This window comes from Cyanobium sp. LEGE 06143, from assembly GCF_015207535.1.
Taxonomy (GTDB): domain Bacteria; phylum Cyanobacteriota; class Cyanobacteriia; order PCC-6307; family Cyanobiaceae; genus NIES-981.
This window is the reverse complement of sequence record NZ_JADEWP010000301.1, coordinates 1-1,760: the sequence shown is the minus strand read 5'-3', so window position 1 is coordinate 1,760 and position 1,760 is coordinate 1. Positions and strand designations below refer to the sequence as shown.

Below are 1,760 nucleotides of genomic sequence, written 5' to 3'. Positions count from 1 at the left end.
GGGACCATCTCCAGCTACCGGGCGCATCAGGCGCCTTTGTTCTTTATGGCCACCAGAAACGCGGCATCTGGCGCATCATCTCGTCCGSCRCMRCCKAKCTSGCCMRNNTNGCCRWCGRCKYCGGCNANACCANNTGMNCGAYNGCCRCCRMCAWCWKGRRMNNCARCSTCRGCWNNGNCNGAKSYCGAMMKSSMTNGNCTGSYNNCGWGCCYNNGGSMRYTGNCTGGCCCAGGCCGCCCGCGAGGCCGGCGAAGAGGGCTGGCGCATGGGGCTCGACATGCCCAGGGCAATGCCCTTCCTGAAGTTCAGCCAGCGGCGCGACCTGCGCGAAACGGTCTACCGGGCCCAGGTGAGCCGCGCCTCCAGCGACGACCTCGACAACAGGCCCCTGATCGAGCGGATCCTGACCCTCAAGCGGCAGCAGGCCCAGCGCCTGGGCCACGGCTCCTGGGCGGAGGTGAGCCTGGCCACCAAGATGGCCGGCTCGGTGGCCGAGGTGGAGCAACTGCTGGAGGAGCTGCGCGCGGCAGCCCTGCCGGCTGCCCAGCGGGAGATCAAGGAGCTGCGCGCCTGCGCCCGTCGCCATGGCGCCCCGGAGGCCGAGGATCTGCAGCCCTGGGACGTGAGCCACTGGGCCGAAGTGCTGCGGCGGGAGACCTTTGAGCTGGATGCCGAGGCCCTGCGCCCCTGGTTCCCCCTGGAGCAGGTGCTGCAGGGGCTGTTCGGCCTCTGCCAGCGCCTGTTCGACATCCGCATCGTGAGCACGGAGGGGGAGGCGCCCCTGTGGCACCCGGATGTGCGCTACTTCCGTGTGCTCAGCGGCGGCAGCGGCGACGAGCTGGCCGGCTTCTACCTCGATCCCTACAGCCGACCGGGCAGCAAGCGCGGCGGCGCCTGGATGGATGAGTGCCTGGGCCGCTCCCGCAGCCCCGAGGGCACGCCGGTGTTGCCAGTGGCCTATCTGATCTGCAACCAGAGCCCGCCGGTGGGCAGCACTCCCAGCCTGATGACCTTCGACGAAGTGGAAACGCTCTTCCACGAGTTCGGCCATGGCCTGCAGCACATGCTCACCACGGTGGAGCGTCCCCAGGCGGCCGGCATCAACAACGTGGAGTGGGATGCGGTGGAACTGCCCAGCCAGTTCATGGAGAACTGGTGCTACGACCGCGCCACCCTGATGGGCATGGCCCGCCACTGGCAGAGCGGTGAACCGCTGCCCGAGGCGGAATACCACAAGCTGCTGGCGGCACGCACCTTCATGGGCGGCAGTGCCACCCTGCGTCAGGTGCACTTCGCCCTCACCGACCTGCGGCTGCACAGCCAGTGGACCCCCGGCTGCGGCCAGACCCCTGACCAGCTGCGCCGCGACATCGCCCGCACCACCACGGTGCTGGAGCCGATCGCCGAAGACGCCTTTCTCTGCGCCTTCAGCCACATCTTCGCCGGCGGTTACGCGGCCGGCTACTACTCCTACAAGTGGGCCGAGGTGCTCAGCGCCGATGCCTTCAGCGCCTTCGAGGAGGTCGGTCTGGAGCAGGAGGACGCGATCGTGGCCACCGGCCGCCGCTTCCGCGACACCGTGCTCAGCCTGGGCGGCAGCCGCTCCCCCAGCGAAGTGTTCGAGGCCTTCCGCGGCCGCCAGCCCAGCAGTGAAGCCCTGATCCGGCATTCGGGGCTGGCGGCGGCCAACGCCTGAGCCGGCGAGACGCCCCACCGGGGCTTGCCCGGAAGACCCCACTGGGCAGGATGGGGCCATGCTC

1 pseudogene is annotated in these 1,760 nt (G+C 70.1%); it reads left to right on the top strand.

Annotated elements, in window-relative coordinates:
- Positions 1-223 precede the first annotated feature (223 nt).
- A pseudogene (locus tag IQ216_RS13770) lies at positions 224-1,696 on the top strand (M3 family metallopeptidase); the annotation flags it as partial.
- Positions 1,697-1,760: the final 64 nt, after the last annotated feature.